Raw genomic sequence first — 26,937 nt, forward strand, 5'->3', positions numbered from 1 at the left:
GCTGGATGCCTCTTGACTGCCGTAAGCCAATTCATGATTAGGAGCGTCGAAACAATGAAATCGAACAAGACCCTGCTCACCACACTGCTGTCCATGGGCCTGCTGGCCAGTGCCGGTGCGACCCAAGCCGCTGGCTGGTGCGAATCGGGCAAACCGGTGAAGTTCGCCGGCCTGAACTGGGAAAGCGGCATGCTGCTGACCGACGTGCTGCAAGTGGTGCTGGAAAAAGGTTACGACTGCAAGACCGACAGCCTGCCGGGCAACTCCATCACCATGGAGAACGCCTTGAGCAGCAACGATATTCAAGTGTTCGCCGAAGAGTGGGTCGGCCGCAGCGAGGTCTGGAACAAGGCCGAGAAGGCCGGCAAGGTCGTCGGTGTCGGTGCGCCGATCGTCGGCGCCGTGGAAGGTTGGTATGTGCCGCGATACGTGATCGAAGGCGACGCCAAACGCAAGCTGGAAGCCAAAGCCCCAGACCTGAAAAACATCGCCGATCTGGGCAAATACGCCGCCGTGTTCAAGGACGCCGAAGAGCCATCCAAGGGCCGTTTCTATAACTGCCCGGCCGGTTGGACCTGCGAGCTGGACAACAGCGAAATGCTCAAAAGCTACGGTCTGGAAAGCAGTTACACCAACTTCCGTCCGGGCACCGGCCCGGCGCTCGATGCGGCGGTGCTGTCGAGCTACAAGCGCGGCGAGCCGATCCTGTTCTACTACTGGTCGCCAACCCCGCTGATGGGCCAGATCGACGCGGTGAAACTGGAAGAAAAACCCGGCGTCGACAAGACCGTAAGCATCAAGGTCGGTCTGTCGAAAACCTTCCACGACGAGGCCCCGGAACTGGTCGCCGTGCTGGAAAAGGTCAACCTGCCGATCGACCTGCTGAACCAGAACCTGGGCCGCATGGCCAAGGAACGTATCGAGTCGCCAAAACTGGCGAAAATCTTCCTCAAGGAACATCCTGAGGTCTGGCATGCGTGGGTCAGTGCAGACGCAGCCAAGAAAATCGACGCGGCGCTGTAGGTCGATACCTCCCGGTCAACCGTGAGGCTGGCCGGGAGATATGCCGTAATCGCTTGATTGAGATTTCTGATTGAGAGCCGCTTATGTTTCCCGAAAGCTTTACCTTTTCCATCGCCGACTGGGTCAACGGTTGGGTCGATTCGCTGGTCACCAACTACGGTGATGTGTTCCGCCACATCTCCGACACCCTGCTCTGGGCCATCGTCAACCTCGAAGGCCTGCTGCGTGCGGCGCCGTGGTGGTTGATGCTGGCGATCGTCGGTGTCGTCGCCTGGCACGCCACGCGCAAAGTGGTGACCACGGCGGTCATCGTCGGTCTGCTGTTCCTCGTCGGCGCCGTTGGCCTGTGGGACAAGCTGATGCAGACACTGGCGCTGATGATGGTCGCGACGATCATTTCGGTGCTGATCGGCATCCCGCTGGGGATTCTCTCGGCGCGCAGCAATCGCCTGCGTTCGGTGCTGATGCCGCTGCTCGACATCATGCAGACCATGCCGAGTTTCGTGTACCTGATCCCGGTGCTGATGCTGTTCGGTCTGGGCAAGGTCCCGGCGATTTTCGCCACGGTAATCTACGCCGCGCCGCCGCTGATTCGCCTGACTGATCTGGGTATTCGCCAGGTCGACGGCGAAGTGATGGAAGCGATCAACGCGTTCGGCGCCAACCGCTGGCAGCAACTGTTCGGCGTGCAATTGCCGCTGGCCCTGCCAAGCATCATGGCCGGGATCAACCAGACCACCATGATGGCCCTGTCGATGGTAGTGATCGCTTCGATGATCGGTGCCCGAGGTCTGGGTGAAGATGTGCTGGTGGGGATTCAGACCCTCAATGTCGGGCGTGGCCTCGAAGCCGGTCTGGCGATCGTGATTCTCGCAGTGGTCATCGACCGCATTACTCAGGCGTACGGTCGGCCACGGCATGAGGTGAGCAAATGAGCAACGCAACCGTGAGCAAGATCGAAGTCAAAAACGTCTTCAAGATTTTCGGCAACCGGGCCAAGGACGCACTGGCGATGGTCGGCCAGGGCAAGACCAAGGATCAGGTGCTGAGCGAGACCGGTTGCGTGGTCGGCGTGAACGATCTGTCGCTGAGCATCGGTACCGGCGAGATCTTCGTGATCATGGGCCTGTCCGGCTCGGGCAAGTCGACGCTGGTGCGCCACTTCAACCGGCTGATCGACCCGACCAGCGGCGCGATCCTCGTCGACGGCGTGGACATCCTGCAATACGACATGGACGCCCTGCGCGAATTTCGCCGGCACAAGATCAGCATGGTGTTCCAGAGCTTCGGCCTGCTGCCGCACAAGAGCGTGCTCGACAACGTCGCCTACGGCCTGAAAGTGCGTGGCGAGAGCAAGCAAATGTGCTCGGAACGCGCGCTGCACTGGATCAACACCGTGGGGCTCAAAGGCTACGAAAACAAATATCCGCACCAGCTCTCTGGCGGCATGCGCCAGCGTGTCGGCCTGGCTCGAGCCTTGGCGGCGGACACCGACATCATCCTCATGGATGAGGCGTTCAGTGCGCTGGATCCACTGATCCGGGCGGAAATGCAGGACCAGTTGCTGGAACTGCAAAAGACCCTGCACAAGACCATCGTCTTCATCACTCACGACCTCGATGAGGCGGTGCGTATCGGCAACCGCATTGCGATTCTCAAGGATGGGAAGTTGATTCAGGTTGGTACGCCGAGAGAGATCCTGCATTCGCCGGCTGATGAGTACGTTGACCGGTTTGTGCAGCGGCGGGCGGCGGTGGTTTAACAGACTTGCGGTGAGGCTGCCGGCCCCTTCGCGAGCAAGCTCGCTCCCACAGGAGACTGCATTCCAATGTGGGAGCGAGCTTGCTCGCGAAAGGGCCGGCAGAGCTGCATCAATATTACGGTTGAGGTTTTAGATGTCCCAGGCTGAAAAAATCGTTATCACAGGCAGCCCCTTGCGTTGGCAGGACGTGGTCGCCGTCGCTCGTCACGGCGCTCAACTTGAGCTGTCCAGCGACACCTGGGCGTGCATCGAAAACGCCCAAGGCATCGTCCAGCGCATCGTCGAAAGCGGCGAACGTGCCTATGGCGTCAACACCGGCCTGGGCGGTTTGTCCAACGTATCGCTTAAAGACGAACAACTCAGTCAACTCTCGCGCAACACCCTGCTCAGTCACGCTTGCGGCGTCGGCCCGGTGCTCGCCGACGAGCAGACACGCGCGATCATCTGCGCGGCGATTCACAACTACAGCCACGGCAAATCCGGCATCCATCGCCGGGTCGTCGAAGGCCTGCTGGCGCTGCTCAATCGCGGTATTACCCCGCAAGTGCCGTCGCAAGGTTCGGTGGGTTATCTGACGCACATGGCGCACATCGGCATCGCGTTGCTCGGCGTCGGTCACGTCAGCTATCGCGGCCAGATCACCTCGGCGCAACAGGCATTGGCAGAAGAAGGCTTGAAACCGGTGCAGCTGGGTGCAAAGGACGGTTTGTGCCTGGTCAACGGCACGCCGTGCATGACCGGCCTCAGCTGTCTGGCGATTGCCGACGCAACGCGGTTGGTGCAATGGGCCGACGTCATCGGCGCAATGAGTTTTGAAGCCCAGCGCGGCCAGATCGATGCGTTCGACGCTGAGATCATCGCGCTGAAACCGCACCCGGGCATGCAGCAAGTGGGTATCAATCTGCGCGCCTTGCTCGATGGCAGTGAGGTGATCGCGTCGAGCAAGGGCATCCGTACTCAGGATGCGCTGAGCATCCGTTCGATCCCGCAGGTACACGGTGCTGCGCGTGATCAACTCGACCATGCGATCAAACAGGTCGAGGCCGAACTCAACGGCTGCACTGATAACCCGCTCCTGCTGGGCACGCCGGACAATTTCCGGGTGATGTCGCAAGCCAACCCGCACGGTCAGTCGGTGGCAATGGCAGCCGATCTGCTGGCGATTGCCATGGCCGAAATCGGCTCGATTGCCGAGCGTCGCCTCGACCGTTTGGTGAACCCGCACGTCAGCGGTCTGCCGGCGTTTCTGGTGGCCAATCCGGGGGTGAACTCCGGGATGATGATCGTCCAATACGTCGCCGCATCGCTGTGTGCGGAAAACCGCCAATTGGCGCAACCGGCGGTACTCGATAACTACATCACTTCGGGCCTGCAGGAAGATCACTTGAGCATGGGCACCAACGCCGCGCTCAAGCTGCATCGCGCGCTGGAAAACTGCACGCAGATTCTCGCCATTGAGTACCTGCTGGCGGCGCAGGCGTTTGAATTCCTCAAGGAACAGCGCTTTGGCGTGGGCACCGATATCGCTTGGCGACTGCTACGCGAAAAAGTCCCGGCCTACGATCAGGATCGCTGGCTGGCGCCGGACATCGCTGCCGCTGCGAGCGTGTTGAAAAACACGAATTTGCCGCACAACGTTTTACCGAATTTGCACTGACCAATACCCACGCCAGCGTGCCAAGGCGCGACTCCCCAAAAGGCGAGACGCGACGGACAACGGACATCTCCGGAGCGTCTGGCGAGTTAATAACAAACTCTCAAAAGGAGCACAAAATGACTGCGCTGAACCTGATTCCCGGCCAACTGAGCCTGGCCCAATTGCGTGACGTCTACCAGAACCCGGTCAAGCTGACTCTCGATAACAGCGCATCGCAGCAGATCGAAGCCAGTGTTGCCTGCGTCGAGCAGATCCTCGCCGAGAATCGCACCGCCTACGGCATCAACACCGGTTTCGGCCTGCTGGCCTCGACCCGCATTGCCAGCGAAGACCTCGAGAATCTGCAGCGCTCGCTGGTGTTGTCCCACGCTGCGGGTGTCGGTCAGCCGATCAGCGATGAGCTGGTGCGGCTGATCATGGTGCTCAAGGTCAACAGTCTCAGCCGTGGTTTCTCCGGCATTCGCCGAGTGGTGATCGATGCGCTGATCGCGCTGATCAACGCCGAGGTTTATCCGCACATTCCGTTGAAAGGTTCGGTAGGTGCTTCGGGCGATCTGGCGCCGTTGGCGCACATGTCGCTGGTGCTGCTCGGTGAGGGCAAGGCGCGCTATAAGGGCGAGTGGATGGAAGCCACCGAAGCGCTGAAAGTTGCTGGCCTGACCCCGCTGACGCTGGCCGCGAAAGAAGGCCTGGCGCTGCTCAACGGCACTCAGGTCTCCACCGCGTTTGCGTTGCGTGGTCTGTTTGAAGGTGAAGATTTGTTCGCTGGTGCACTGGCGCTGGGCGGTCTGACGGTTGAAGCGGTATTGGGTTCGCGTTCGCCGTTCGATGCACGCATTCACGCGGCTCGTGGCCAGAAAGGTCAGATCGACGCTGCTGCCGCTTACCGCGATCTGCTCGGTGAACGCAGTGAAGTCTCCGACTCGCACCAGAACTGCGAAAAGGTTCAGGATCCGTATTCGTTGCGCTGCCAGCCGCAAGTCATGGGCGCTTGCCTGACCCAGTTCCGTCAGGCCGCAGAGGTTTTGGTTGTTGAAGCCAACGCCGTTTCCGACAACCCGTTGGTGTTTGCCGCTGAAGGCGACGTGATTTCCGGGGGCAACTTCCACGCCGAACCGGTGGCCATGGCCGCTGACAACATGGCGCTGGCTATCGCCGAAATCGGCTCGCTGAGCGAGCGTCGTATTTCGCTGATGATGGATAAACACATGTCGCAACTGCCGCCGTTCCTCGTCGCCAATGGTGGGGTGAACTCCGGCTTCATGATTGCTCAGGTGACCGCTGCGGCGCTGGCCAGCGAGAACAAGGCGTTGTCGCATCCACACTCGGTGGACAGTTTGCCGACTTCGGCCAACCAGGAAGACCATGTATCGATGGCCCCGGCGGCCGGCAAGCGGCTGTGGGAAATGGCTGAAAACACCCGTGGGATTCTCGCGGTGGAATGGCTGGCGGCGGTGCAGGGTCTGGATCTGCGTAACGGTCTGAAGACTTCGGCGAAGCTGGAACAGGCGCGGGCGATTTTGCGCAAGGAAGTGCCGTTTTATGAGAAGGATCGGTTCTTTGCGCCGGACATCAATGCGGCGACTGAACTGCTGGCTTCGCGGTGTTTGACTGAGCTGGTTTCGGCGAAGCTTTTGCCTAGCCTTTAACCCTACACACTGATCGTTCCCACGCTCTGCGTGGGAATGCCTCAAGGGACGCTCCGCGTCCAGTGACGCGGAGCGTCACGGGCTGCATTCCCACGCAGAGCGTGGGAACGATCACCAACCCCAACGGAGGCCAACAGTGAAAACCCTCTGGCAACACTGCCACGTCGCAACCATGGCGCAGGGCGTCTACTCGATCATCGAAGATGCAGCCATCGTGACGTCCGGTGCGCACATCGAGTGGATCGGCCCGCGCAATCAATTGCCGTCCGGCGAATACCCGGCGGTCAACGACTTGCAAGGCGCCTGGGTCACCCCCGGTCTGATCGACTGCCACACCCACACGGTGTTCGGTGGCAACCGCAGCGGTGAATTCGAAAAACGTCTGCAAGGTGTCAGCTACGCGGAAATCGCGGCATCCGGCGGCGGCATTGCCAGCACCGTGCGTGCGACTCGCGAAGCCACTGAAGACGAACTGTTTGCCAGCGCCGCCAAACGCCTGAAAAGCCTGATGCGTGACGGCGTGACCACGGTTGAAATGAAGTCTGGTTACGGTCTCGATCTGGCCAGCGAACGCAAGATTCTTCGGGTCATCCGGCGTCTGGCCAAGGAGTTGCCGATCAGCGTGCGCAGCACCTGCCTGGCGGCCCACGCGTTGCCGCCGGAATACAAGGATCGCGCCGACGATTACATCGATCTGATCTGCACGGAGATGCTCCCCGCGCTGGCTGCCGAAGGGCTGGTCGACGCCGTGGACGCTTTCTGCGAATACCTGGCGTTCTCGCCAGAGCAGGTCGAGCGTGTGTTCATCGCCGCACAAAAACTCGGCCTGCCGGTGAAACTGCACGCCGAGCAACTGTCGTCGCTGCACGGCTCCAGCCTCGCCGCGCGCTATAAGGCGCTGTCCGCCGATCACCTGGAATTCATGGACGAAGCCGACGCCATCGCCATGGCCGAAGCCGACACCGTCGCGGTGCTGCTGCCGGGCGCATTCTACTTCCTGCGTGAAACCCAATTGCCGCCGATGGACGCCCTGCGCAAGCACAAGGTGAAGATCGCCATTGCCAGCGATCTCAACCCCGGCACCTCGCCGGCGCTGTCGCTGCGCCTGATGCTGAACATGGCCTGCATTTGTTTGCGCATGACCCCGGAAGAAGCCCTGGCCGGCGCGACCATTCACGCCGCACAAGCGCTGGGCATGGCCGACACCCACGGTTCGCTGGAAGTCGGCAAGGTCGCGGATTTCGTTGCCTGGCACATTGATCGTCCGGCGGATCTGGCTTATTGGCTGGGTGGCGATCTGGACAAACGCGTCGTCCGTCACGGCGTCGAATCAAGTCTGTAGGAGAGCGGTTGTGGATAAGGTTCTGAATTTCAAACAAGGTCGCGTGCCGCTGCTGATCAGCATGCCGCATGCCGGCGTGCGCCTGACCCCGGCGGTGGCGGCCGGGCTGATCCCGGACGCGAAAAGCCTGCCGGACACTGACTGGCATATCCCCCAGCTTTACGACTTTGCTGAAGAACTGGGCGCCAGCACCTTGGCCGCCGAGTATTCGCGTTTTGTGATTGACCTGAATCGTCCGTCCGACGACAAACCGCTGTACGCCGGTGCCACCACCGGTCTGTACCCTGCGACGCTGTTCGATGGCATCCCGTTGTTCCGCGAAGGGCACGAGCCGTCGAAAGAAGAGCGCGCAACTTACCTGGAACAGATCTGGACGCCGTACCACCGCACGCTTCAGGAAGAACTGGCGCGATTGAAAGCCGAATTCGGCTACGCGCTGCTGTTCGACGCGCACTCGATCCGCTCGATCATCCCGCACCTGTTCGACGGCAAACTACCGGACTTCAACCTCGGCACCTTCAACGGCGCCAGTTGTGATCCGCAATTGGCCACGCAACTTGAAGCGATCTGCGCGCGTCACGACCAATACAGCCACGTGCTCAACGGACGCTTCAAGGGTGGCCACATCACCCGTCATTACGGCAACCCGGCCGAGAACATCCACGCCGTGCAACTGGAGTTGTGCCAGAGCACCTACATGGAAGAGTTCGAACCGTTCCGCTATCGCGCCGATCTGGCCGAGCCGACGCAGGTGGTGCTCAAGGAGTTGCTGCAGGGCTATCTGGCGTGGGCAAAATCTCACTACGCCGCGTAACCCCTGTGGGAGCGAGCCTGCTCGCGAAGGCGTCCGTTCAGCCAACATCTACGTTGAATGACACACCGCATTCGCGAGCAGGCTCGCTCCCACAGGATGGCCGACAGCCTGCGAAGTTTACGGCTGACAAACGGTGACTGCTCTGGAGCATGCTCATTGACGTAAATCGGGTTTATGATGCCCAACGGCAGAATAATAGAAGTCCCCCCAGGGATGACCTCGACCCCTTACGGAGCGCGCAATGCAGACTTTGTTTCCGCAGATCAAACCTCACGCCCGGCACGATCTGGCTGTCGATGACACCCATACGCTGTACGTCGACGAAAGCGGTTCACCGGAGGGTTTGCCGGTTGTGTTCATCCATGGCGGCCCCGGCGCCGGTTGCGACGCGCAGAGCCGTCGCTATTTCGATCCGAACCTCTATCGCATTGTCACCTTCGACCAGCGTGGTTGCGGACGCTCCACGCCGCACGCCAGCCTGGAAAACAACACCACTTGGGATCTGGTCGCCGACCTTGAGCGCATCCGCAAACACCTGGGCATCGATAAATGGGTGCTGTTTGGCGGTTCGTGGGGTTCGACCCTGGCGCTGGCTTACGCACAAACCCACCCGGAACGTGTGCACGGTCTGATCCTGCGCGGGATCTTTCTCTGCCGCCCGCAGGAAATCGAATGGTTCTATCAGGCGGGGGCCAGCCGTCTGTTCCCTGATTACTGGCAGGACTACATCGCGCCAATTCCGCTGGACGAGCGCGATGACTTGCTCAGCGCTTTCCACAAACGTCTGACCGGCAACGACCAGATCGCCCAGATGCACGCGGCCAAAGCCTGGTCGACCTGGGAAGGGCGCACCGCGACCCTGCGGCCGAACCCGCTGGTGGTCGATCGTTTCTCCGAGCCGCAGCGCGCGCTGTCGATTGCGCGGATCGAGTGCCATTACTTCACCAACAATGCCTTTCTTGAGCCGAACCAGCTGATCCGCGACATGGGCAAGATCGCCCATTTGCCGGGTGTGATCATTCACGGCCGTTACGACGTGATTTGCCCGCTCGACAACGCCTGGGAATTGCACCAGGCCTGGCCGAACAGCGAACTGCAGGTGATCCGTGATGCCGGCCACGCGGCCTCTGAACCGGGCATCACCGATGCACTGGTACGCGCCGCGGGCAACATGGCTCGACGCCTGCTCGACCTGCCGCCTGAAGAAGCATGAAGGGGCTGTTACAGCGCGTACGCGGTGCGCGGGTTGAAGTCGCCGGCGAGGTGGTTGGCGCGGTAGATCACGGTTTGCTGGTGCTGGTGGCGGTCGAACCCGACGACACGCGTACCAGTGCCGACAAACTTCTGCATAAACTGCTTAACTATCGGGTATTCAGTGACGCGGAGGGCAAGATGAACTTGTCCCTCGCCGATGTCGGCGGTGGGTTGCTGCTGGTCTCGCAGTTCACCCTCGCGGCCGATACCAAAAGCGGGTTGCGCCCGAGCTTTTCGACGGCCGCGCCTCCAGCCTTAGGCGAGGAATTGTTCGACTATCTATTGAGCAGTGCGAAACAGGTGCATGGCACTGTGGCATCAGGTAGATTCGGCGCCGATATGCAGGTGCATTTGGTCAACGATGGCCCGGTTACCTTTTTGTTACAGACCTGAAAGCGCTTGAAACACCTTTTTAGGAAATTTCGACTGTTTTTAGGGTGTTTTCGCGATAAATACTTTGTTACCCCTGATGCGTTGTCATGCGGGCTACTAGATAATCGCGCGCACTGGGATCAGCGTTCGCTGATTCATTTTTGACTTAGGTAGAGACTTGTCTGGATCCGATTGGGGAATCATTTTGCCCCAGCGGAGTCGGAACAATGCTCGCCAACTTGGCAAGGGTGCTCTGGAAGGTCGGCTTTTCACTGCCGAAAGCCTCACAGGCACTTCATCTGGCCGTTGGTTTTTTGATCTGTTTTCGGCGAGGGTTGCTCGTGATTGTTAGTCCCTGTAATGCAGCAAAAATGTCTGCCAAACGCATGCGAAGTGCCCTGGTAGCGGGTTCGGCGCTCCTGTGCCTGCTCAGCGCCGGTCAGCTTTGGGCGTTCAATCTTGACGATGTATCGGCCAAGGCCAAAGAGCTGGCCGGGCAGAAGTTCGAGGCCCCGCGCAGCAACCTGCCGAACGAATTCCGCGACATGAAGTTCGCGGACTATCAGAAAATCCGCTTCCTCACCGAAAAGGCTGAGTGGGCTGATCAGAAGACCCCGTTCAAACTGTCCTTCTATCACCAGGGTATGCATTTCGATACACCGGTGAAAATCAACGAAATCACAGCGAACACCGTCGAAGAGATCAAATACGATCCGACACGCTTCGATTTCGGCGACCTGAAATTCGATCCGAAAGCCACTGAACAACTGGGTTATGCCGGTTTCCGTGTGCTGTACCCGATCAACAAGGCCGACAAGCAAGACGAAATCATGACCATGCTCGGCGCGAGTTACTTCCGCGTTGTTGGCAAGGGCCACACCTACGGCCTCTCGGCCCGTGGCCTGGCGATTGATACCGCGCTGCCGTCGGGTGAAGAGTTCCCGCGTTTTCGCGAGTTCTGGATTCAACAGCCGAAGCCGGGCGACAAGCACCTGGTGATCTTCGCCCTGCTGGATTCGCCGCGCGCTACCGGTGCCTACCGTCTGATCCTGCGTCCGGGCAGCGACACCATTGTCGACGTCAAAGCGCAGATGTTCCTGCGTGACAAGGTCGGCAAACTGGGTATCGCACCGCTGACCAGCATGTTCCTGTTCGGCGCCAACCAGCCGTCGAAAGTTCTCAACTACCGTCGTGAACTGCACGACTCCAGCGGTCTGTCGATCCATGCCGGCAACGGCGAGTGGATCTGGCGTCCGTTGAACAACCCGAAACATCTGGCCGTGAGCAACTTCAGCGTCGAGAACCCGCGTGGTTTCGGTCTGCTGCAGCGTGGTCGCGACTTCAGTCACTACGAAGACCTCGACGATCGCTACGACAAGCGCCCAAGCGCCTGGATCGAGCCGAAGGGCGAGTGGGGCAAAGGCACCGTTGATCTGGTAGAAATTCCGACCGCCGACGAAACCAACGACAACATCGTTGCGTTCTGGAGCCCGGAAAAAATGCCGGAGCCGGGTCAGCCGCTGGACTTCGCCTACCGCATGCACTGGACCATGGACGAAGCGGCGATTCATGCGCCGGACAGCGCCTGGGTTTCGCAGACCCTGCGTTCGACCGGTGACGTCAAGCAATCGAACCTGATCCGCCAGCCGGATGGCAGCGTTGCCTACCTGGTCGACTTCGAAGGTCCGTCGCTGGCTGCACTGACTCCGGATGCTGACGTACGCAGTCAGGTCAGTGTTGGTGACAACGCCGAGCTGGTTGAAAACAGCGTGCGCTACAACCCGGAAACCAAAGGCTGGCGCTTGACCCTGCGCATGAAGATCAAGGATGCGAGCAAGTCGACCGAGATGCGTGCCGCCCTGGTTCAGCCAGTCGTGACTGCTGATCTGGCGAAATCGGTGCCGGCGTCCAACTCGTCCGTTGCCAAGGCCGACAAGGTTGCCGCCAAGCAACAAGAGAAACTCGACAAGGAAGCCAAGGCCGCCGAGGCCAAACAGGCCGACGCCAAGCCAGCCGCAGATGCCAAGGACAAGGCTAATAAAGACGCCAAGCAGCCAGCCGCTGCGGACGCGGCCCCAGCCACACCGGAATCGGCACCGACTGAAGAAGTCCTGACCGAGACCTGGAGCTATCAGTTGCCTGCCGATGAGTAACTCTCAAGTACAGCCAGAGACTCTGTCCGAGTATCTGGCGCATCTGCCGATGACCGACGAGCAGCGCGCGGAACTCGCGGGCTGCCAGTCGTTCAGCGAGCTGCATGAACGCCTGTCGTCTTCAACGTTCGACGCACCTGCCGAGGCCGCCCAGGCTTCGGTGGGCAAGCGCCTGATCCTCAGCACCGCCGAAGAGCTTGAAGACGCGGAGATGCTGGTGCTCGACGCCAGCGGTCGCGTCAGCATGAAGGCAACGCCGCCGATCCGTCGGACCAAGGTCGTGCCGGAGCCGTGGCGCACCAATATTCTGGTGCGTGGCTGGCGCCGTATGACCGGTCGCACCAATCCGCCGCAGCCGCCAAAGGACGAAAACGTCCTGCCGGCCGCGCGCTGGCGCACCGTCGGTTCGATCCGTCGCTACATTCTGTTGCTGCTGATGCTTGGCCAGACCATCGTCGCCGGCTGGTACATGAAAGGCATCATGCCGTACCAGGGCTGGTCGTTCGTCGACCTCGAAGAAGTCCTGCACCAGCCGCTGCTGCAAACCGCTACGCAAGTGCTGCCGTATGCGCTGCAAACCAGCATCCTGATTCTGTTCGGGATTCTGTTCTGCTGGGTATCGGCGGGTTTCTGGACCGCGTTGATGGGCTTCCTCGAGTTGCTCACCGGTCACGATAAATATCGTATCTCCGGCAAAAGCGCCGGTAACGAGCCGATTGCCAAAGACGCGCGTACCGCGCTGGTCATGCCGATCTGCAACGAAGACGTGCCGCGTGTGTTCGCCGGTTTGCGGGCGACGTTCGAGTCGGTCGCTGCCACCGGTGATCTGGACCGCTTCGACTTCTTCGTTCTCAGCGACAGTAACGACACCGACATCTGTGTCGCCGAGCAACAGGCCTGGCTGGATGTCTGCCGCGAAGCCAAAGGCTTCGGCAAGATCTTCTATCGCCGTCGTCGCCGTCGTGTGAAACGCAAGAGCGGCAACCTTGACGACTTCTGCCGTCGCTGGGGCGGTGACTATAAGTACATGGTCGTGCTCGACGCTGACTCGGTGATGAGCGGCGAGTGCCTGACCAGTCTGGTGCGCTTGATGGAAGCCACGCCGGACGCCGGGATCATCCAGACCGCGCCGCGTGCGTCGGGCATGGACACCCTGTATGCGCGCATGCAGCAGTTCGCCACCCGCGTTTACGGCCCGCTGTTTACCGCCGGTCTGCACTTCTGGCAGTTGGGTGAATCCCATTACTGGGGTCACAACGCGATCATCCGCATGAAGCCGTTTATCGACCACTGCGCCCTGGCGCCGTTGCCGGGTAAAGGTGCGTTCTCCGGTGCGATCCTGTCTCACGACTTTGTTGAGGCCGCGCTGATGCGCCGTGCCGGTTGGGGCGTGTGGATTGCCTACGACCTGCCGGGCAGCTACGAAGAACTGCCGCCAAACCTGCTCGACGAACTCAAGCGTGACCGTCGCTGGTGCCACGGTAACCTGATGAACTTCCGGCTGTTCCTGGTTAAAGGCATGCACCCGGTGCACCGTGCGGTGTTCCTGACGGGCGTAATGTCGTACCTGTCGGCGCCGTTGTGGTTCTTCTTTCTGGTGTTGTCGACCGCGCTGTTGGCGGTGAACACGCTGATGGAGCCGCAGTACTTCCTCGAACCGCGACAGCTCTATCCGCTGTGGCCACAATGGCACCCGGACAAGGCGATCGCGCTGTTCTCGACGACCATCGTGCTGCTGTTCCTGCCGAAACTGTTGAGCATCATTCTGATCTGGGCCAAGGGCGCGAAAGAGTTCGGCGGCAAGTTCAAGGTGACCTTGTCGATGCTGCTGGAGATGCTGTTCTCCATGCTGCTGGCGCCGGTGCGGATGATTTTCCACACCCGTTTCGTCCTCGCCGCGTTCCTCGGCTGGGCCGCGACCTGGAATTCGCCGCAACGTGACGACGACTCGACGCCTTGGAGCGAAGCGGTCAAACGCCACGGTCCGCAGACCCTGCTGGGTTTCTGCTGGGCGCTGCTGGTGATCTGGCTGAACCCGAGCTTTCTCTGGTGGCTGGTGCCGATCGTCGGTTCGCTGATGCTGTCGATCCCGGTGTCGGTGATCTCCAGCCGTGTCGGTCTGGGCCTGAAGTCTCGTGACGAGAGCCTGTTCCTCATCCCTGAGGAATACAATCCGCCGCAGGCGCTGCTGGCAACCGACCAGTACACCCACGAAAACCGTTACCACGCCCTCAACGACGGCTTCGTCCGCGCGGTGGTCGATCCTCAGCAGAACGCTTTGGCGTGCTCGCTGGCGACTTCCCGTCATGGTCAGGCCGAGCCGATCGAGTGGTTGCGTCAGGAGCGTGTGCGCCACGCGATCAAGGTTGGCCCAGCCGGGCTGAACAACCATGATCGCCTGCAATTGCTTAGCGACCCTGTGGCGCTGGCGCGTCTGCATGAGCAGGTCTGGGCCGAAGGTCATGCCGAGTGGCTGGATGCGTGGCGCGCTTCGGTGAAGGCCGATCCGCATGCGCCGTTGCTGCCGTTGCAACCGGTTAGCCTGCAGGCTCAGCCGGCCTGATGAAAAAACCCCGCTGATTCAGCGGGGTTTTTTTATGGCCGCCGAAATCCCCTCACCCCAGCCCTCTCCCAGAGGGAGAGGGGGCCGACCGAGGTGTCTGGCGCTATCCGTCGACCTGAAGCATCGAGTCGATTATGGATTCGGCAAATCCGATTCAGGTCGGCGTACCTCTGAAGCATCCCCCGATCGGCCCCCTCTCCCTCGGGGAGAGGGCTGGGGTGAGGGGGTAGCTCTTGATTGTTAAACAAATCGTCCATTAAACCTTGTGCAAAAAAACGAGTGCGTTAGCATCCGTCCCCGAATTGGCGCACCCGGGCTTTTTTGCCCGTCACTGTTGGTTTTCGCGCCGCAAACGCAATGGTTTTGGGGACTTGAAGATGAAGAAGTATCTGTCGATGCTGCTGGTCGGCGTCACGGCACTGGTTGCAGTCAATGCGGCGCAGGCTGGCGCAATCGATGACGCGGTCAAGCGCGGCACGTTGAAAGTCGGTATGGATCCGACCTACATGCCGTTTGAAATGACCAACAAACGGGGCGAAATCATCGGTTTCGAAGTCGACATCCTCAAAGCCATGTCCAAGGCCATGGGCGTCAAGCTGGAACTGGTTTCCACCGGTTACGACGGCATCATCCCGGCGCTGATGACCGACAAATTCGACATGATCGGCAGCGGCATGACCCTGACTCAGGAACGTAACCTGCGCCTGAACTTCAGCGAACCGTTCATCGTTGTAGGCCAGACCCTGCTGATCCGCAAGGAGCTGGAAGGCACCATCAAGTCGTACAAAGACCTGAACAGCGCCGACTACCGCATCACCTCCAAGCTTGGCACCACCGGTGAAATGGTCGCCAAGAAGCTCATCTCCAAAGCCAAGTACCACGGCTACGACAACGAGCAGGAAGCCGTGCTCGACGTGGTCAACGGCAAGGCTGACGCCTTCATCTACGACGCGCCGTACAACGTCGTTGCGGTGACCAAGGTCGGCGCCGGCAAACTGGTGTTCCTCGACAAGCCATTCACCTACGAGCCTTTGGCCTTCGGTCTGAAGAAGGGCGATTACGACAGCCTCAACTTCATCAACAACTTCCTGCACCAGATCCACGAAGACGGCACCTACGATCGTATCCATGACAAGTGGTTCAAGAGCACCGAGTGGCTCAAGGACATGGAATAAGCCCGGTCAGATAGACCGAGTCGCCCCATTCGCGAGCAAGCTCGCTCCCACAGAGGAATGCATTCCAATGTGGGAGCGAGCTTGCTCGCGAAGGGGCCCTCCAGAGCAACACAAAATCCGGAACCTGCAATGAAACAGAAAAAAGCCCAATGGCCCTGGCACGTCCTCACCGTGCTGGTGCTGGTCGGCCTCGCGGGCGCGTTGTATTACGCGACGTCGCTGATGTCCTACGAATGGCGCTGGAATCGCGTGCCGCAGTACTTCGCCTATCAGGCCGAGGAAACCCAGCGTGCCACCGACATTTCCACCGTCACCGAACTGGTGCGCAAGGGCAGCAGCGCGCAAGTCACCCTGCGCAACGACGCCGGTGATGAGCAGCACCTGACCGTCGACGAGAACAGCCTGCAATTCGCTCAGGGCGACGATGTCGCCGAAGGTGACGTCGTGGGCGTGACTCGGCATTGGGCGGCAGGCCCGCTGTTGTGGGGGCTGTGGACCACGCTTTGGCTGTCAGTGGTTTCCGGTGTCCTGGGTTTGCTGATCGGTCTGGTCACCGGCCTGTGCCGACTGTCGAACAACCCGACCCTGCGCGACCTCTCGACGATCTACGTCGAGTTGGTGCGCGGCACGCCGCTGCTGGTGCAGATCTTCATTTTCTACTTCTTCATCGGCACGGTGATGAACCTGTCCCGCGAGTTCGCCGGGATCGCCGCGCTGTCGCTGTTCACTGGCGCTTACGTAGCCGAGATCATCCGTTCCGGCGTGCAGTCGATTGCCCGTGGCCAGAACGAAGCAGCGCGTTCGCTCGGTCTGAGTGCCGGTCAATCGATGCGTCACGTGGTGTTGCCGCAAGCGTTCAAACGCGTGCTGCCACCGCTGGCCGGGCAATTCATCAGTCTGGTCAAGGACACCTCGCTGGTGTCGGTGATCGCCATCACCGAACTGCTAAAAAGCGGCCGTGAGGTCATCACCACCTCGTTCTCGCCGTTCGAGATTCTATTCTGCGTCGCCGGTCTGTACCTGTTGATCAACCTGCCGCTGTCGAAAATCGCCAGCCGGCTTGAGCGGAGGCTCGCGCAAAGTGATTGAAGTCCGCGATCTGGTAAAAGTCTTCGACACCCGTGGGCAAGTGGTGCGCGCGGTGGATAACGTCAGCACCACGGTCGCCAAAGGCGAAGTGCTGGTGGTGATCGGCCCGTCGGGTTCCGGCAAGTCGACCTTCCTGCGCTGCCTCAATGGCCTGGAAGAATTCGATTCCGGCTCGGTGAGCATCGACGGCCTGCAACTGGCCGACCCGAAAACCGACGTCAACGCCTACCGCCGTGAAGTCGGCATGGTGTTCCAGCATTTCAACCTGTTCCCGCACATGACCGTGCTGGAAAACCTCTGTCTGGCGCAGAAAGTCGTGCGCAAGCGCGGCAAGCAAGAGCGCGAAGCCAAGGCGATGGAGTTGCTGCAAAAGGTCGGGATTGCGCAGAAGGCCAACGAATTTCCGTCACGCCTGTCCGGTGGTCAGCAACAGCGCGTGGCGATTGCCCGAGCGCTGGCGATGGAGCCGAAGGTCATGCTGTTCGATGAGCCAACCTCGGCGCTCGACCCGGAAATGGTCGGCGAGGTGCTGGACGTGATGAAGAACCTGGCCGTGGAAGGCATGACCATGGTCTGCGTGACCCACGAAATGGGCTTTGCCCGGGAAGTGGCGGATCGGGTGTTGTTTTTCGATCACGGCAAGTTGCTGGAAGATGCCGCGCCGGCTGAATTCTTTGATGCGCCGAAGGACCCGCGCGCCCAGGCTTTCTTGCGTCAGGTTCTTTAATTTCAGCGCCTGTCAGTAAGCCTTCGCGAGCAGGCTCGCTCCCACAGTGAATGGGTCGAATACAACCTTTGTGATCGACACAAATCCTGTGGGAGCGAGCTTGCTCGCGAAGGCATCACCTCGATTCTGAATGAATCGAGGTTTTCGGATCACCTCAAACCTTGAACCGCCCCACCAACATCTGCAGATGCGTCCCCAACCGCGCCAGCTCAACGCTGGACGCCGCCGTCTCTTCACTCGCCGCCGACGTCTGATCCGACACATCCCGCACATTCAGCACGCTACGGTTGATCTCTTCAGCCACCGCACTCTGCTGCTCGGCCGCTGCCGCAATCTGCTGGTTCATCGCCTGAATCGCCGACACGGTACGGGTGATGCTTTCCAGCGAACCACCGGCACGACGGGTCAGCTCGACGCTGCTGTCGGTCAGGGTGCGGCTGTTGTCCATGATCGTTGCCACTTGCTGGGTGCCGTTTTGCAGGCCGACGATCAGCTCTTCGATCTCTTCGGTGGATTTTTGCGTGCGCTGGGCGAGGCTGCGCACCTCGTCGGCAACTACCGCGAAACCACGTCCGGCTTCACCGGCACGCGCGGCTTCGATGGCGGCGTTGAGGGCCAGCAGGTTGGTTTGTTGCGCTACCGACTTGATCACGTCGAGGACGCTGCCGATCTTGTCGCTTTCGCGCTTCAGTTCACCCATGGCTTCGGTCGAGTGACCGACTTCAGCGGCCAGCCGCTCGATCTGCGCGATCGCTTCGCCCACCACTTTGTCGCCTTCGCGAGCCTGTTGGTCGGCTGCCACGGCGGCCTCGGAAGCTTCTTCGGCATTACGCGCGACTTCCTGCACGGTGGCGGCCATTTCGTTCATGGCCGTGGCAACCTGATCGGTCTCGATTTTCTGATTGTTGACCCCGGCGCTGGTCTGCTCGGTCACCGCCGACAGTTCTTCAGCGGCGCTGGCGATCTGGGTGACGCCATCGCTGATCCCGCCGACCAGTTCACGCAGGCCTTGGGTCATGCTCTGCATCGAACGTTGTAGTTGGCCCAATTCGTCGCGACGCAGGGAAACCAGGTTGTGGGTCAGGTCGCCCGCAGCCACGCGCTCGGCGACTTTCAGGGTCTGGTTCAGCGGGATGATGATCTGGCGGGTGATTGCCCAGGCGGCAAGCAAGCCGAAAGCCACGGCGAGCAAGGTGGCGATGATCAGCATGTTCTTGGCGTGGGCGGCATCGGTATCACGAACGATGGTCTGCGATTCAGTGAGTTTCTTGCTGACGTCGATAAGGATGTCGCCCTGCGTCGACATGCGCGCGGCGGCCTTGGCGTTGTTGACCTGCGAGTCGCGGAACTGCGCAACGGCCGCGCGATAGGCTTTGATCGAGGCGGTAGCCTGTTGCAGGTTGGCGATGTGCTGCTCCGGCAATTTGGCCGGCAGGCTGTCGAGGTTTTTCAGGGCGTTGTCGATGGCGTCGAGCGCCGGTTGCTCGGCTTCGGCCTTGCCGCTGTAGGTGTAGCCGCGTACTTGATAGCGTGCTTGCTGCAGCAGTTTGCTCAGCTCGATCACGCTGTTGAATTGCGCGACGCTGTCACCCGCCAGCATGGATTTTTCCACTTCCGCGACTTTCGCCACGGCATTGTCGGCACTGGCGCCGAGCTTGCTGCGGGCGTCTTCGCGCTGCACGGTGGCTTGGGTCATGTCGGCAAAAGCGCGTTTGTATTCGGCAACGGCGGCCAGTTGTTGATCGACCATCGCCGCGTCGGACGGCTGTTCAATCAGGCTGCGCGCGGTTTGCAGGCCGCTGTCGAGTTTGCCGAGCAGGTCGTTGACCACGCCCGGACCTTGTTCGCCACGGCGCGCTTCGTAGTCCAGACGCGCGAGGCGCAGGTCTTTGGTCAGTTCGTTGAGGCTGGAGATAAAACCGAGCTTGTCACCGCGGCTGATAATACCGCTCATGCCGGTCCAGCCGGTGAAGGTGATCAACAGCGTCAGCAACAGCACCAGGCCGAAACCGATTCCCAGCTTGCGTTTGACGCTGACGTTTCCAAGACTCTCGGCTAACCAACGGTACATGCGACGACTCCCCGACCACTAATTGGACTTATGGAGAGGTTATCGGCCGGGTGATGGCAATCTGTAACACCATTTATCCGATGCGCAGAATCAGAAGAGCCGGGCGAGCAGGGCGGTGACGGCGGTTTCGACGCGCAGGATGCGCTCGCCCAGTTGCACCGGTTGCAGACCGGACTTGGCCAGCAGGTCGATTTCGTAAGGAATCCAGCCACCTTCGGGGCCGATGGCCAACGTCACCGGTTCGCTCAAGGCGCGTGGGCACGGCGGATAGTTGCCGGGGTGGCCGACCAGACCGAGGGTACCGTCGGTGATCGCCGGCAACCGGTCTTCCACGAAAGGCTTGAAGCGTTTTTCGATGATGATTTCCGGCAGCACGGTGTCGCGGGCCTGTTCGAGGCCTAGGATCAGTTGCTCACGAATCGCTTCAGGTTCCAGAAACGGCGTCTGCCAAAAACTCTTCTCGACCCGATAGCTGTTGACCAGGATCACCTTTGACACGCCCATGGTCGCCACGGTCTGAAACACCCGACGGAGCATCTTCGGGCGTGGCAGAGCGAGTACCAAGGTCAGCGGCAGCTTGGCTGGTGGTGGCTGATCGAGGCTGACGCGCAGCTCGGCTTCACCTGCTTCGAGGCGCAGCAGCTCAGCCGAACCCATCAGCCCGTTGATACGGCCAACGCGCAGGCTGTCACCGACTTCCGAGCGGTGGACTTCCTGCATGTGGGTCAAGCGGCGATCACGCAGCACCACGCGGTCGGCCGCAATGAAATCGGCCTCTTCGAGCAACAGCAGGTTCATGCCTGGGTCGCTGGCGGCTGGTCGTTGTGGTCGTCGGCCGGGTTCTCTTCCGGACGTTCGCGCTTGCTGATCAAACCACCGAACAGAATGCCGATTTCAAACAACATCCACATCGGCACGGCCAGCAGAGTCTGCGAGAAGATATCCGGCGGCGTCAGGATCATGCCGACCACGAAGCAGCCGATGATCACGTAAGGGCGGATTTTCTTCAGGTATTTGACGTCGACCACGCCGATCCACACCAGCAGCACCACAGCCACCGGGATCTCGAACGCCACGCCGAAGGCGAAGAACAGCGTCATGACGAAATCGAGGTAACTGGCGATGTCGGTCATCATTTCCACTCCGGCCGGGGTGGCGGCAGCGAAGAACTTGAAGATCAGCGGGAACACGAAGTAATAGGCGAACGCCATGCCGGTGTAGAACAGCAGAATGCTGGAGACCAGCAGCGGCACCGCAATGCGCTTCTCGTGTTTGTACAGGCCCGGCGCGATAAAGCCCCAGATCTGATGCAGGATCACCGGGATCGCGAGGAACAGCGAAACCATCATCGTCAGCTTCAGCGGCGTCAGGAACGGCGACGACACGTCGGTGGCGATCATCGTCGCGCCGACCGGCAGGTACTGGCGCAGCGGGGTCGAGACAAAGGTATAGATCTGCTGGGTGAACGCAAACAGCCCGGCGAAGATGATGAAGATCGCCGCCACACAACGCAGCAGGCGGGTGCGCAACTCGGTGAGGTGCGAAACCAGCGGCATGTGCTGGTCGTTTTCGGGGAGATCGCTCATGGGGCTCGCGGCGGCAATGTTGGGTCGTGAGGCGCTGGTGTGATCGGCGCGGCGGTTGGGGACACGTGTTCAACCGAAGTTTCTGCGGCCACCGGTTCTGTCGGCGCTACAACGGCAGTAGGTGCAGGTGCAGGTGCAGGTGCAGATGCAGGTGTCGGTGCTGGCGCAACGGGTGCAGCTGGCGCATGAATCGTCTGCTGCCCGACATGTTCAACTTCAACCGGCGCCGGCTCTTGCTGGACCGGATTGAAAATCTTCCGCGCTTCCTGCTCCAGCGACAGAATGTGCTCGTTGTGCAGTTGCCGACGGATCTCGTCGGCACCGATTTCACGTTCAACTTCCTGTTTGATCGCGTTGAAGCTGCGCTTCAGCCGTCCGACCCACAGGCCAGCGGTGCGCGCAGCGCCCGGCAGACGCTCGGGGCCCAGCACCAGCAGGGCGACGAGGCCGACGAGCAGCAGTTCAGAGAAGCTGATACCAAACATTAGTCAGTGCTCACACGTCTTTGCGGATCGGCTCTTCGACTTTTTGCGCCTGCACGTCGATGGTGTGCGGCGGATTGGCCTGAGCGGTGGCTTGCGGCTGCACCGGTGGCACCGGTTGCGCAGGCGTCACGGTTGGATCAGCGGCCGGTTTTTCGTCGTCGTTCATGGCTTTGCGGAAGCCCTTGATCGACTCGCCAACGTCGGTGCCGAGGTTTTTCAGTTTCTTGGTGCCGAACACCAGCACCACGACAACCAGAATGACGATCCAGTGTTTCCAGTCAAAAATGCCCATGTTGCTGTTCCTCTCTAAAAATTGTTCAGGCGGACGGACGCGAGGCTTTCTCGACGTGTCCGGACAGGCCGAAGCGACGATCCAGTTCATCCAGCACGGCCTGCGGATGCTGCCCCAGTTGGGCGAGCATGACCATACTGTGGAACCACAGGTCGGCGGTCTCGTAGATCACGTCGCTGCAGTCGCCGCTGATCGCGGCGTCCTTCGCGGCAATAATGGTTTCGACCGACTCTTCGCCGACTTTCTCCAGAATCTTGTTCAGGCCCTTGTGATACAGACTAGCTACATAGGAGCTGTCGGCAGCGGCGCCCTTGCGCTCTTCAAGCACCTGAGCGAGGCGGGTCAGGGTGTCACTCATGTTTGTGTCCTGCGGAATAGATGGCGTGCGGGTCTTTCAGGACTGGGTCGACTGTCTTCCAGTCGCCGTTTTCGAAGACACGGTAAAAGCAGCTTTGACGGCCGGTATGGCAAGCGATGTCGCCGATCTGTTCAACCATCAGGATGATCACGTCGGCGTCACAGTCCAGACGCATCTCATGCAAGGTCTGTACATGGCCGGACTCTTCGCCCTTGCGCCACAGCTTGCCACGGGAACGTGACCAGTAGATTGCACGGTTTTCCGCGGCGGTCAGTTCGAGCGCTTCGCGGTTCATCCAGGCCATCATCAGCACGCGTCCGGTCTTGTGATCCTGGGCAATCGCCGGCACCAGGCCATCGGCGTCCCATTTGATCTCGTCCAGCCAGTTTTTCATCTTCGACTCCGACAGCGAACCCCACACTTCAATAGTCGGGTTCAGGCATTGAAACAGTGTGCCAGCCGATCACGAAACTGGCTATCGGCGAACGACCAGATACAAGCCGACTGCCACCATGATTCCCGCAGGCCAATGCCCCAACTCGTTAAGCGGGCCACCGATGGCGAGGATCACCCCGCCGGCCAGATGCGCGCAACCGAGCAGGCGCAGGAACCAGTCGTCCTTGCGTTTATGCCATGGCGGCGGTGGATCGTAGGCGTGCGGCTGCGACATGCGTTCGAGCAGATCACGGGCCATGTTGGCCAGGTGCGGCAGTTGTTCGAACTGGCTCTGCACGTTGCCGAGCAAGGCTTTCGGGCTGACGCGCTCGCGCATCCAGCGCTCGAGGAATGGCTGCGCGGTGTTCCACAGATCCAGATCCGGATACAACTGACGACCGAGGCCTTCGATGTTCAACAGGGTCTTTTGCAGCAGCACCAGTTGCGGCTGCACTTCCATGTTGAAGCGCCGTGCGGTCTGGAACAGGCGCATCAGCACCTGGCCAAATGAAATATCTTTTAACGGTTTTTCGAAGATCGGTTCGCACACCGTACGGATCGCCGCTTCGAATTCGTTGAGTTTGGTTTCCGCCGGCACCCAGCCCGAATCGATGTGCAGTTGCGCCACACGGCGGTAGTCACGCTTGAAGAAGGCGAACAGATTGCGCGCCAGATAATCCTGGTCTTCCGGGGTCAGGCTGCCGACGATGCCGCAATCGATCGCGATGTACTGCGGACTCCAAGGGTTGACGGTGCTGACGAAGATGTTGCCTGGGTGCATGTCGGCGTGGAAGAAACTGTCGCGGAAAACTTGGGTGAAGAAAATCTCCACACCGCGCTCGGCGAGCATTTTCATGTCGGTACGCTGGTCGGCAAGGGTCGCCAGATCGGTGACCTGGATGCCGTAGATACGCTCCATCACCAGCACTTTCGGTCGGCACCAGTCCCAATACACTTGCGGCACGTAGAGCAGCGGCGAACCTTCGAAGTTACGCTTCAACTGGCTGGCGTTGGCCGCCTCGCGCAGCAGATCGAGTTCGTCGTAGATGGTTTTTTCGTAGTCCTGGACCACGTCGACCGGGTGCAGCAGACGCGCGTCGGCCGAGAGCTTTTCAGCGGCGCGGGCGAGGATGAACAGCCACGCCAGATCCTGCGCGATGATCGGCTTCAGGCCCGGACGGATCACCTTGACCACCACTTCTTCGCCGGTTTTCAGCTGCGCGGCATGCACCTGCGCCACCGAGGCCGAAGCCAGCGGTTCGACGTCGAAACGGCTGAACACGTCGCTGATTTTCTTGCCCAGCTGTTCTTCGATCAGCTTGATCGACAGCTGCGAGTCGAACGGCGGCACGCGGTCCTGCAACAGCATCAGCTCATCGGCGATGTCTTCCGGCAACAGGTCGCGGCGGGTCGAAAGAATCTGCCCGAACTTGATGAAAATCGGCCCGAGATCCTGCAACGCCAAGCGCAGACGCGCGCCCCGGCTCAGGTCCAGCGGCTTGCGCGGGAACCAGCGCCACGGCAGCACATAGCGCAGCGCCAGAAGGAACCACGGCAACGGCAGATCGAACAGCAGGTCATCGAGGCGGTAGCGGATCACTACGCGCTGGATGCGCAACAGACGGCGGACGGCAAGCAGCTTCATGCGTTATCGCTTGGGTCGAGGGATCGGGAAAGGCGCTCGAAACGCGCCTCGAGACGTTCCAGATCAAGTTTGATCCGGTCCAGTTCGCTGAATCGCGCGTCGGCTTCGCGCTGTCCGACGAGGGTGCGCGATTCTTCGGCGAGGTATTCGGCGAGGTTCTGGTTGAGGCTGGCAAATCCTTGTTGATACCAGCGTGCGCGGCTGCGCAGATGGCCACCGACCAGTTGCGTGGCGACCGGGCCGAGCCAGCGCGAGAGTTCGTACTCCCAGTCCAGCTCAAGGTCTTGCAGCACACCGGCCAGCTCCAGCAGCACGCCGCTGTCGCCATCGAGCTCGACTTCCGGGGCATGCAGCACTGCGGTCTTGTCTTTGCTCACGGCCAGTTTGATCAGGCTCGAGGCCGGCGCACGCAAGGTGCAGTCGACACCGGTTCCCCAATGCGAGGCCAGCATCAGACCTTCGTCACTCGGCAGGATGAACAGTTGCAGCGCCGGGCTGCGGCAGTCGACGGCAATCACCTTGCCGGTCAAATGCGCCAGCCGCGGCAGCGCCGTGCTGTCGAGACGCAGCACCCGGTTGAGGCCGAGTTCAACGCTGGCGAGCAGCCCGGTGAGCAACATCAGGGCTTGATGCCACGGTGCAGGGCGACGATGCCTGCGGTCATGTTGTGATAGGTCACGCGGTCGAAACCGGCGTCGACCATCATCGACTTCAGGGTTTCCTGATTCGGATGCATGCGGATCGATTCGGCCAGGTAGCGATAGCTTTCCGAGTCGTTGGTGATCAGCTTGCCCATCAGCGGCATGAAGGCGAACGAATAAGCGTCGTAGGCTTTCGACATCAGCGCGTTGGTCGGTTTGGAGAATTCCAGCACCAGCAGACGACCGCCGGGCTTGAGTACACGCAGCATCGAGCGCAGCGCGTCTTCTTTGTGCGTCACGTTGCGCAGGCCGAAAGCGATGGTCACGCAGTCGAAGTGGTTGTCCGGGAACGGCAGTTTTTCCGCGTCCGCCTGAACGAATTCGACGTTGCCGGCGACACCCAGATCGAGCAGGCGGTCACGGCCGACCTTGAGCATCGATTCGTTGATGTCGGCCAATACCACCTGACCGGTCGGGCCGACCAGGTGCGAGAATTTTTTGGTCAGGTCACCGGTACCGCCGGCGATGTCCAGCACGCGGTTACCGCTGCGTACGCCCGACAGTTCGATCGCGAAACGCTTCCACAGGCGGTGCATGCCGCCCGACAGAAGGTCGTTCATCAAGTCGTATTTCGCGGCTACCGAGTGGAAAACTTCAGCGACTTTTTCCGCTTTCTGGCTTTCCGGAACGTTTTTGAAGCCGAAGTGAGTGGTGGGTTCGGCATCGCTGCCTTTGCGCTGATCAGTCATATCGCTGTCACCAAAAGAGAATGCGCGACATTCTAATCCCCAAGCCATGCTTTGTCTTGGAATGGCTAAAGGTAAGATGGGCAACCCTCGGGACGATTTGCCGCAGCGGCGGTCAAGATTTACCGACACATCTTTTTCGTCCCATTCAAAAAGCAGGAGTCAATCAATGGCCAAAATCACTGTTGAGCGTGCCCACAACCTGGGTAAGGAAGCCGCCCGCGAGAAGGCCGACAAGCTGGCGCAAAAACTCTCCGATCAATATGGCCTGGAGCCGCAATGGTCCGGCGATACCCTGAACCTCAAGCGCTCGGGCGTGAAAGGCGCGGTGCATGTGGCGGACGATTCGATCAAGGTCGATGTGGAGTTGGGCATCATGATGTCGGCCATGAGCGGCATGATCAAAGCCGAGATCGAGAAGGCCCTCGATAAAGCGTTGGTCTGAAATACGGTCCCCTGTAGGAGTGAGCCTGCTCGCGATAGCGGTCTTTCAATCAAATTTCTGGTGACTGACAGACCGCTATCGCGAGCAGGCTCACTCCTACATTTTTTGCGCTGCACCCAAGCTTTTATGTCAGTTGTTAGGGTGCCGTTTCTAATTTATCTCCTTACTTTGTGCCTGAGCCCGACACTTTCGCGGGCAGTTCCTCAAACCTTCTGCGCGTGAGGTGCACCATGGCCAAAGTCATTTTGAAGAAAAAAATCGACGCTTCGACTTCTGCTCTGAGCGACGTCAAATCCTATGCCCGCAAGATCTGGCTGGCAGGCCTGGGTGCCTACGCCAAGGTCGGCCAAGAGGGCAGCGACTACTTTCAAGAGCTGATCAAGGCTGGTCAAACTGTTGAAAAGAAAGGCAAAAAAGCCGTCACCGAAAAACTCGAAGCGGCCAACGCCGAGATCGATGAAGCCAAGAGCGAAGTCAGCTCGTTCAAAGGTCGTGTCGAAGTTCAGCTCGACAAGGTCGAGAAGGCGTTCGACTCCCGTGTAGCAAGCGCCTTGAATCGTATCGGCATTCCGTCTAAACATGACGTTGAGACACTCTCTGCTAAGCTCGATGAGCTGACGGCATTGCTCGAACGCGTCGCGCGTAAATCTTAA

Annotated in this window: 26 protein-coding genes and 1 pseudogene; 16 read left to right on the forward strand and 11 right to left on the reverse strand. The window is 60.2% G+C overall.

From position 1 onward, the window contains the following. Nucleotides 1-54 precede the first annotated feature (54 nt). The 14 genes from AB4O01_RS22225 (at nucleotide 55) to AB4O01_RS22290 (ending at nucleotide 17,580) form a co-directional block, all read left to right on the forward strand. Nucleotides 55-1,023 carry an ABC transporter substrate-binding protein gene (locus tag AB4O01_RS22225; RefSeq protein WP_093430054.1) on the forward strand — a complete coding sequence of 323 codons (969 nt, stop codon included), beginning with the start codon at nucleotides 55-57 and terminating at the stop codon, nucleotides 1,021-1,023. 83 nt (nucleotides 1,024-1,106) lie between these two features. Then, on the forward strand, nucleotides 1,107-1,958 hold the full coding sequence (locus tag AB4O01_RS22230) for an ABC transporter permease (protein ID WP_007949591.1): 852 nt from the start codon (nucleotides 1,107-1,109) through the stop codon (nucleotides 1,956-1,958). After that, nucleotides 1,955-2,785 (forward strand): quaternary amine ABC transporter ATP-binding protein, encoded by an 831-nt coding sequence (locus AB4O01_RS22235; protein WP_093430055.1) that lies wholly within the window; start codon nucleotides 1,955-1,957, stop codon nucleotides 2,783-2,785. Before AB4O01_RS22230 ends, AB4O01_RS22235 begins: the two co-directional genes overlap by 4 nt. A gap of 133 nt (nucleotides 2,786-2,918) precedes the next feature. After that, nucleotides 2,919-4,442 (forward strand): histidine ammonia-lyase, encoded by a 1,524-nt coding sequence (gene hutH / locus AB4O01_RS22240; protein WP_460089561.1) that lies wholly within the window; start codon nucleotides 2,919-2,921, stop codon nucleotides 4,440-4,442. 116 nt (nucleotides 4,443-4,558) lie between these two features. After that, nucleotides 4,559-6,091: a histidine ammonia-lyase gene (gene hutH / locus AB4O01_RS22245; protein WP_460089562.1), complete on the forward strand. Its 1,533-nt coding sequence runs from the start codon at nucleotides 4,559-4,561 to the stop codon at nucleotides 6,089-6,091. A 136-nt stretch (nucleotides 6,092-6,227) separates the two neighbouring features. Continuing rightward, nucleotides 6,228-7,433: an imidazolonepropionase gene (gene hutI, locus AB4O01_RS22250; protein WP_460089564.1), complete on the forward strand. Its 1,206-nt coding sequence runs from the start codon at nucleotides 6,228-6,230 to the stop codon at nucleotides 7,431-7,433. 10 nt (nucleotides 7,434-7,443) lie between these two features. Further along, nucleotides 7,444-8,247, forward strand: a complete 804-nt coding sequence (gene hutG, locus AB4O01_RS22255) for an N-formylglutamate deformylase (protein WP_093430059.1) — start codon at nucleotides 7,444-7,446, stop codon at nucleotides 8,245-8,247. 241 nt (nucleotides 8,248-8,488) lie between these two features. Next, the gene (gene pip, locus AB4O01_RS22260) at nucleotides 8,489-9,460 is read left to right on the forward strand and encodes a prolyl aminopeptidase (RefSeq protein ID WP_008080611.1); all 972 of its coding nucleotides are present in this window, start codon (nucleotides 8,489-8,491) and stop codon (nucleotides 9,458-9,460) included. After that, nucleotides 9,457-9,894 carry a D-aminoacyl-tRNA deacylase gene (gene dtd / locus AB4O01_RS22265; RefSeq protein ID WP_007909321.1) on the forward strand — a complete coding sequence of 146 codons (438 nt, stop codon included), beginning with the start codon at nucleotides 9,457-9,459 and terminating at the stop codon, nucleotides 9,892-9,894. Before pip ends, dtd begins: the two co-directional genes overlap by 4 nt. A gap of 350 nt (nucleotides 9,895-10,244) precedes the next feature. Further along, nucleotides 10,245-12,026, forward strand: a complete 1,782-nt coding sequence (locus AB4O01_RS22270; RefSeq protein ID WP_175559550.1) for a glucan biosynthesis protein G — start codon at nucleotides 10,245-10,247, stop codon at nucleotides 12,024-12,026. After that, nucleotides 12,019-14,589: a glucans biosynthesis glucosyltransferase MdoH gene (gene mdoH, locus AB4O01_RS22275; protein WP_093430060.1), complete on the forward strand. Its 2,571-nt coding sequence runs from the start codon at nucleotides 12,019-12,021 to the stop codon at nucleotides 14,587-14,589. The genes AB4O01_RS22270 and mdoH overlap by 8 nt, the downstream gene beginning before the upstream one ends. A gap of 377 nt (nucleotides 14,590-14,966) precedes the next feature. Further along, the gene (locus AB4O01_RS22280; RefSeq protein ID WP_093430341.1) at nucleotides 14,967-15,764 is read left to right on the forward strand and encodes a transporter substrate-binding domain-containing protein; all 798 of its coding nucleotides are present in this window, start codon (nucleotides 14,967-14,969) and stop codon (nucleotides 15,762-15,764) included. A gap of 129 nt (nucleotides 15,765-15,893) precedes the next feature. Beyond that, nucleotides 15,894-16,853, forward strand: coding sequence for an amino acid ABC transporter permease (locus tag AB4O01_RS22285; RefSeq protein ID WP_095120740.1), 960 nt, complete (start codon nucleotides 15,894-15,896; stop codon nucleotides 16,851-16,853). Next, nucleotides 16,846-17,580: an amino acid ABC transporter ATP-binding protein gene (locus tag AB4O01_RS22290; protein ID WP_093430062.1), complete on the forward strand. Its 735-nt coding sequence runs from the start codon at nucleotides 16,846-16,848 to the stop codon at nucleotides 17,578-17,580. The genes AB4O01_RS22285 and AB4O01_RS22290 overlap by 8 nt, the downstream gene beginning before the upstream one ends. A 154-nt stretch (nucleotides 17,581-17,734) precedes the next feature. On the opposite strand, the gene AB4O01_RS22295 is transcribed toward AB4O01_RS22290, so the two are convergent. The 11 genes and pseudogenes from AB4O01_RS22295 to ubiE form a co-directional block, all read right to left on the reverse strand. Beyond that, the gene (locus AB4O01_RS22295) at nucleotides 17,735-18,607 is read right to left on the reverse strand and encodes a methyl-accepting chemotaxis protein (RefSeq protein ID WP_371748299.1); all 873 of its coding nucleotides are present in this window, start codon (nucleotides 18,605-18,607) and stop codon (nucleotides 17,735-17,737) included. 30 nt (nucleotides 18,608-18,637) lie between these two features. Continuing rightward, nucleotides 18,638-19,651 (reverse strand): annotated as a pseudogene (locus AB4O01_RS22300) (methyl-accepting chemotaxis protein); the annotation flags it as partial. Between the two features lie 90 nt (nucleotides 19,652-19,741). Next, on the reverse strand, nucleotides 19,742-20,449 hold the full coding sequence (locus tag AB4O01_RS22305; protein WP_099757766.1) for a 16S rRNA (uracil(1498)-N(3))-methyltransferase: 708 nt from the start codon (nucleotides 20,447-20,449) through the stop codon (nucleotides 19,742-19,744). Next, nucleotides 20,446-21,237, reverse strand: a complete 792-nt coding sequence (tatC, locus tag AB4O01_RS22310) for a twin-arginine translocase subunit TatC (RefSeq protein WP_093430065.1) — start codon at nucleotides 21,235-21,237, stop codon at nucleotides 20,446-20,448. Before tatC ends, AB4O01_RS22305 begins: the two co-directional genes overlap by 4 nt. Beyond that, a complete protein-coding gene (gene tatB, locus AB4O01_RS22315; protein ID WP_460089567.1) occupies nucleotides 21,234-21,722 on the reverse strand; it encodes a Sec-independent protein translocase protein TatB in 489 nt (162 codons plus the stop codon). The genes tatC and tatB overlap by 4 nt, the downstream gene beginning before the upstream one ends. A 10-nt stretch (nucleotides 21,723-21,732) precedes the next feature. Then, complete coding sequence (locus AB4O01_RS22320; protein WP_003220847.1) at nucleotides 21,733-22,014, reverse strand: twin-arginine translocase TatA/TatE family subunit; 282 nt, start codon at nucleotides 22,012-22,014, stop codon at nucleotides 21,733-21,735. A gap of 25 nt (nucleotides 22,015-22,039) precedes the next feature. Further along, complete coding sequence (locus tag AB4O01_RS22325; protein ID WP_003220849.1) at nucleotides 22,040-22,372, reverse strand: phosphoribosyl-ATP diphosphatase; 333 nt, start codon at nucleotides 22,370-22,372, stop codon at nucleotides 22,040-22,042. Beyond that, nucleotides 22,365-22,766 carry a phosphoribosyl-AMP cyclohydrolase gene (gene hisI / locus AB4O01_RS22330; RefSeq protein ID WP_007909357.1) on the reverse strand — a complete coding sequence of 134 codons (402 nt, stop codon included), beginning with the start codon at nucleotides 22,764-22,766 and terminating at the stop codon, nucleotides 22,365-22,367. The genes AB4O01_RS22325 and hisI overlap by 8 nt, the downstream gene beginning before the upstream one ends. An 81-nt stretch (nucleotides 22,767-22,847) precedes the next feature. After that, nucleotides 22,848-24,452 carry a ubiquinone biosynthesis regulatory protein kinase UbiB gene (gene ubiB / locus AB4O01_RS22335; protein WP_460089569.1) on the reverse strand — a complete coding sequence of 535 codons (1,605 nt, stop codon included), beginning with the start codon at nucleotides 24,450-24,452 and terminating at the stop codon, nucleotides 22,848-22,850. After that, nucleotides 24,449-25,072, reverse strand: a complete 624-nt coding sequence (locus AB4O01_RS22340; protein ID WP_460089570.1) for a ubiquinone biosynthesis accessory factor UbiJ — start codon at nucleotides 25,070-25,072, stop codon at nucleotides 24,449-24,451. The genes ubiB and AB4O01_RS22340 overlap by 4 nt, the downstream gene beginning before the upstream one ends. Then, on the reverse strand, nucleotides 25,072-25,842 hold the full coding sequence (gene ubiE, locus AB4O01_RS22345) for a bifunctional demethylmenaquinone methyltransferase/2-methoxy-6-polyprenyl-1,4-benzoquinol methylase UbiE (RefSeq protein WP_008080626.1): 771 nt from the start codon (nucleotides 25,840-25,842) through the stop codon (nucleotides 25,072-25,074). The genes AB4O01_RS22340 and ubiE overlap by 1 nt, the downstream gene beginning before the upstream one ends. A gap of 166 nt (nucleotides 25,843-26,008) precedes the next feature. On the opposite strand from ubiE, the gene AB4O01_RS22350 reads away from it, so the two are divergent. Further along, complete coding sequence (locus tag AB4O01_RS22350) at nucleotides 26,009-26,284, forward strand: polyhydroxyalkanoic acid system family protein (protein ID WP_093430067.1); 276 nt, start codon at nucleotides 26,009-26,011, stop codon at nucleotides 26,282-26,284. Between the two features lie 230 nt (nucleotides 26,285-26,514). Beyond that, entirely contained in the window at nucleotides 26,515-26,937 is a 423-nt protein-coding gene (locus tag AB4O01_RS22355; RefSeq protein ID WP_034152971.1) for a phasin family protein, read from the forward strand.

The sequence above is a fragment of the Pseudomonas sp. S2_E02 genome (assembly GCF_054668355.1).

Bases quoted from the DNA above. Each gene is read 5' to 3' on its own strand.
- AB4O01_RS22340 (WP_460089570.1), bottom strand. From the start codon at position 25,072: ATGTTGCTCACCGGGCTGCTCGCCAGCGTTGAACTCGGCCTCAACCGG.
- AB4O01_RS22235 (WP_093430055.1), top strand. From the start codon at position 1,955: ATGAGCAACGCAACCGTGAGCAAGATCGAAGTCAAAAACGTCTTCAAG.
- hutH (WP_460089562.1), top strand. From the start codon at position 4,559: ATGACTGCGCTGAACCTGATTCCCGGCCAACTGAGCCTGGCCCAATTG.
- hisI (WP_007909357.1), bottom strand. From the start codon at position 22,766: ATGAAAAACTGGCTGGACGAGATCAAATGGGACGCCGATGGCCTGGTG.
- tatB (WP_460089567.1), bottom strand. From the start codon at position 21,722: ATGTTTGGTATCAGCTTCTCTGAACTGCTGCTCGTCGGCCTCGTCGCC.
- ubiE (WP_008080626.1), bottom strand. From the start codon at position 25,842: ATGACTGATCAGCGCAAAGGCAGCGATGCCGAACCCACCACTCACTTC.
- AB4O01_RS22305 (WP_099757766.1), bottom strand. From the start codon at position 20,449: ATGAACCTGCTGTTGCTCGAAGAGGCCGATTTCATTGCGGCCGACCGC.
- AB4O01_RS22285 (WP_095120740.1), top strand. From the start codon at position 15,894: ATGAAACAGAAAAAAGCCCAATGGCCCTGGCACGTCCTCACCGTGCTG.
- ubiB (WP_460089569.1), bottom strand. From the start codon at position 24,452: ATGAAGCTGCTTGCCGTCCGCCGTCTGTTGCGCATCCAGCGCGTAGTG.
- pip (WP_008080611.1), top strand. From the start codon at position 8,489: ATGCAGACTTTGTTTCCGCAGATCAAACCTCACGCCCGGCACGATCTG.
- mdoH (WP_093430060.1), top strand. From the start codon at position 12,019: ATGAGTAACTCTCAAGTACAGCCAGAGACTCTGTCCGAGTATCTGGCG.
- dtd (WP_007909321.1), top strand. From the start codon at position 9,457: ATGAAGGGGCTGTTACAGCGCGTACGCGGTGCGCGGGTTGAAGTCGCC.
- AB4O01_RS22280 (WP_093430341.1), top strand. From the start codon at position 14,967: ATGAAGAAGTATCTGTCGATGCTGCTGGTCGGCGTCACGGCACTGGTT.
- tatC (WP_093430065.1), bottom strand. From the start codon at position 21,237: ATGAGCGATCTCCCCGAAAACGACCAGCACATGCCGCTGGTTTCGCAC.
- AB4O01_RS22230 (WP_007949591.1), top strand. From the start codon at position 1,107: ATGTTTCCCGAAAGCTTTACCTTTTCCATCGCCGACTGGGTCAACGGT.
- AB4O01_RS22350 (WP_093430067.1), top strand. From the start codon at position 26,009: ATGGCCAAAATCACTGTTGAGCGTGCCCACAACCTGGGTAAGGAAGCC.
- AB4O01_RS22325 (WP_003220849.1), bottom strand. From the start codon at position 22,372: ATGAGTGACACCCTGACCCGCCTCGCTCAGGTGCTTGAAGAGCGCAAG.
- AB4O01_RS22295 (WP_371748299.1), bottom strand. From the start codon at position 18,607: ATGCAGAGCATGACCCAAGGCCTGCGTGAACTGGTCGGCGGGATCAGC.
- AB4O01_RS22225 (WP_093430054.1), top strand. From the start codon at position 55: ATGAAATCGAACAAGACCCTGCTCACCACACTGCTGTCCATGGGCCTG.
- AB4O01_RS22320 (WP_003220847.1), bottom strand. From the start codon at position 22,014: ATGGGCATTTTTGACTGGAAACACTGGATCGTCATTCTGGTTGTCGTG.
- AB4O01_RS22355 (WP_034152971.1), top strand. From the start codon at position 26,515: ATGGCCAAAGTCATTTTGAAGAAAAAAATCGACGCTTCGACTTCTGCT.
- AB4O01_RS22270 (WP_175559550.1), top strand. From the start codon at position 10,245: ATGTCTGCCAAACGCATGCGAAGTGCCCTGGTAGCGGGTTCGGCGCTC.
- hutH (WP_460089561.1), top strand. From the start codon at position 2,919: ATGTCCCAGGCTGAAAAAATCGTTATCACAGGCAGCCCCTTGCGTTGG.